This window comes from Kitasatospora nipponensis (assembly GCF_039528135.1).
Lineage (GTDB): Bacteria > Actinomycetota > Actinomycetes > Streptomycetales > Streptomycetaceae > Kitasatospora > Kitasatospora nipponensis.
Genome location: NZ_BAAALF010000368.1, coordinates 1 through 3112, shown reverse-complemented (window position 1 = coordinate 3112; position 3112 = coordinate 1). Strand labels below are relative to the sequence as shown.

Annotated in this window: 5 protein-coding genes; 1 reads left to right on the top strand and 4 read right to left on the bottom strand. The window is 71.8% G+C overall.

From position 1 onward, the window contains the following. The 4 genes from ABD323_RS40215 to rimP form a co-directional block, all read right to left on the bottom strand. The coding region (locus tag ABD323_RS40215) for a translation initiation factor IF-2 N-terminal domain-containing protein (protein ID WP_344447070.1) at positions 1–336 on the bottom strand (336 nt) is incomplete at its 3' end. A 239-nt stretch (positions 337–575) separates the two neighbouring features. After that, entirely contained in the window at positions 576–869 is a 294-nt protein-coding gene (locus ABD323_RS40210; protein ID WP_344447071.1) for a YlxR family protein, read from the bottom strand. Between the two features lie 80 nt (positions 870–949). Further along, on the bottom strand, positions 950–1963 hold the full coding sequence (gene nusA, locus ABD323_RS40205) for a transcription termination factor NusA (RefSeq protein WP_344447069.1): 1014 nt from the start codon (positions 1961–1963) through the stop codon (positions 950–952). 28 nt (positions 1964–1991) lie between these two features. Beyond that, a complete protein-coding gene (rimP, locus tag ABD323_RS40200) occupies positions 1992–2609 on the bottom strand; it encodes a ribosome maturation factor RimP (protein WP_344447068.1) in 618 nt (205 codons plus the stop codon). A 259-nt stretch (positions 2610–2868) separates the two neighbouring features. On the opposite strand from rimP, the gene ABD323_RS40195 reads away from it, so the two are divergent. Beyond that, complete coding sequence (locus ABD323_RS40195) at positions 2869–3111, top strand: hypothetical protein (RefSeq protein ID WP_344447067.1); 243 nt, start codon at positions 2869–2871, stop codon at positions 3109–3111. Position 3112 lies beyond the last annotated feature (1 nt).

Sequence of the window (3112 nt, the reverse complement as noted above, 5' to 3'; positions counted from 1 at the left end):
GGCCGGGGCGGCGGGAGCCGCGGCGGCCGGGGTCGGACGGGGACCCGGGGTCGCGGCGGGCCGCGGACCAGGGCTGGGGGCACCCGGCTTGGGTGCTGCCGCGCCGGTGGTACCGGCGGGCGTGGGCGCCGCGGGCTTCCGCGGGCCAGGCTTGGCGGACGCGCCACCGGAAGGCGGCGTCGCTCCCAAAGCATCAGTCAACTTGCGCACGACCGGCGCCTCGATCGTCGAGGACGCCGAACGGACGAACTCGCCCAGCTCGGTGAGCTTGGCCATGACGGCCTTGCTCTCCAAGCCCAACTCCTTGGCGAGCTCATATACCCGGACCTTAGCCACTTCGCTCCTGTCTATAAGTCCGGGGTGTTCGTCCGCCGGACCGTCGCTACTTCATGGGCGTACTCATCGCGTACTCATCGAGTGCTCATCGCAATCTCGACCTACTTCCATCTCGCGAGGTACCTGACTGGTGGCGTGCCGCACCGAGGTGCGCGCGCCGTGCTCTGTGCGGTGGTTCTCCCCGCTCGGCGGGGTCGTGCCCTCCAGGCGAACCCGAGCGGCCCAGATGTTCCTGGGCCTCAGGACGCCGGGGCGCGTTCTGCGGTGGCCGCGACGTGTTCGCGCAGTCCTGCCGTGTCGAGCGTGCCCTGGAGCCGCAAGGCCCTCGGGAACGCCCGGCGGCGGACCGCCAGGTCGAGACAGGCCGGGTCGGGGTGCAGGTACGCGCCCCGGCCAGGCAGCGAAGCACGGGGATCAGGGACGCAGAGACCCTCAACCGCCGTGACTCGCAACAGCTCGTGCTTGGCCGCTCGCTTGCGGCAGCCCACGCAGGTGCGTTCTGGGCATGCGCGGACACGCGTCCGGCCGGACACCATCAAGTCTACCCCTCCACGGGCAGTGACCGCGGCCCCGCCGATCCGGACGGGGCTGCGACTGTCATACGACAACATGATCACTCGGCGGAGGATTCCCCGTCCGCCGCCGGGTCGGCGACCTCGGTGTCCGGGCGGATGTCGATCCGCCAGCCCGTCAGGCGGGCGGCCAGGCGGGCGTTCTGGCCCTCCTTGCCGATCGCCAGCGACAGCTGGTAGTCCGGCACGATCACCCGTGCGGAGCGCTGCGCGTAGTCCACGATCTCGACCTTCGTCACCCGGGCGGGGGACAGCGCGCTGGCCACCATCTCGGCCGGGTCCTCGGACCAGTCCACGATATCGATCTTCTCGCCGTGCAGCTCGGCCATCACGTTGCGCACCCGGCCGCCCATCGGGCCGATGCAGGCGCCCTTGGCGTTGAGGCCCGACCGCCGCGAGTAGACGGCGATCTTGGTCCGGTGGCCGGCCTCGCGGGCGATCGCGGCGATCTCGACGCTGCCGTCGGCGATCTCCGGGACCTCCAGCGCGAAGAGCTTCTTCACCAGGTTGGGGTGGGTGCGCGAGAGCGTCACCGAAGCACCGCGCACGCCCCGGCGCACGGCCACCACGTAGCTGCGCAGCCGGGTGCCGTGCTTGTACTCCTCGCCGGGGACCTGCTCCTGCGGAGGCAGGATGGCCTCCAGCTTGCCGATGTCCACCAGCACGTTCTTGGGGTCGCTGCCCTGCTGGACGACACCGGTGACGATGTCGCCCTCCTTGCCCGCGTACTCGCCGAAGGTCTGGTCGTCGGCGGCGTCGCGCAGTCGCTGCAGGATCACCTGCTTGGCGGTGCTCGCGGCGATCCGGCCGAAGCCGCTCGGGGTGTCGTCGAACTCCTTGGGCTCGACGCCCTCGTCCAGCTCGCTCGCGTCCTCCAGCGCCCACACCGTGACGTGCCCGGTCTTGCGGTTCAGCTCGACCCGGGCACGACGGCGCGAGCCCTCGGTCCGGTGGTACGCGATGAGGAGCGCCGACTCGATCGACTCGACCAAAAGGTCGAACGGGATGTTCTTCTCGGTCACCAGCCCACGCAGGGCACTCATGTCGATGTCCACGGCTACGCCTCCTCTGCTCTTCTCTTGCTCACTGCTCGGCGGTGACGGACTCGTCGTCCGCACCGTCGGTGTCGTCTGTGTCGTCGGCCGCGTCGTCGTCGAGGTCGTCGGCGTCCTCGTCAAGGTCCTCGGTGGCGTCGTCCGCGTCGGCGAGCAGCTGCTCGTCCTCCTTGCGGTTGAACTCCACCTGGATCCGGGCCTTGGCGACCTCGGCGAACTCCAGCCGGCGCTCCTTGGCGCGGCCCCGGCCCTTGACCGGCTGCACCTCGACCAGCGCGCCGGCCTCGTCGATCTCCAGGACCCGGGCGACGATCTCGCCGCCGTCGACCAGCTGGACCTTGACCAGCCGGCCGGTGTTGCGCCGCCAGTGACGGGGCTCGGTGATCGGGCGGTCCACGCCCGGCGAGCCGACCTCCAGCACGTACGCGGCGGCGCCCATCACGTCGGAGGCGTCCAGGGCCTGGCCGATCTCGCGGCTGAAGGCGGCGATCGCGTCGAGGTCCACACCGCCGTCGGCGTCCACGTCGATCTGCACCTGGCGGCGGCTGCCGGCCTGGCTCACCCTGACGTCCTCAAGGTCCAGGCCCGCCTGCTCGGCCAGCGGCTCCAACAAAGCACGCAACCGATCGGTGGGGGTGGTGCTCATCCGGGTGACTCCTCGGCCGCGTCTGCTGTTGTCAGAAGGTCGTAACTCGGCCAAAGCCTATCGGGTCGACCCCCGAACCGCCGATTCCGGGCAGCGGGCGGCTGCCCACCGTGTCCCGGCCGCCCCGCGGTGGGCGGCCGCGCGGGGGGGCGATACCGTCCAAGCGGGCGGGAGGGCTCGTGCGCGACCCCGACCAGCAGCGCCATCAGCACCGCGGGGGACAGTCGTGGCTCCCGCACGACCACACGGGAGCGCGTCGATGCCGTCCCCCAGTCGGCGGACCTTCCTGACCGCCGGGACCCTGGCCGCGGCCGGGCTGCTGGCCGCCTGCACGAGCTCGGGTGCCGGTTCCGGCTCCCGACCCGGCGCTGCGGGCGGCGGCAAGGCCGATCCCAGGAGCGACCCCGACCTGCCCCTGCGCACCCGGGCGGTGGCGGCCACCGACCTGCTGCTCGCCCAGTACGCCGCGCTGCCGGCCAAGTCGGAGGGCAAGCGGGCTTAGG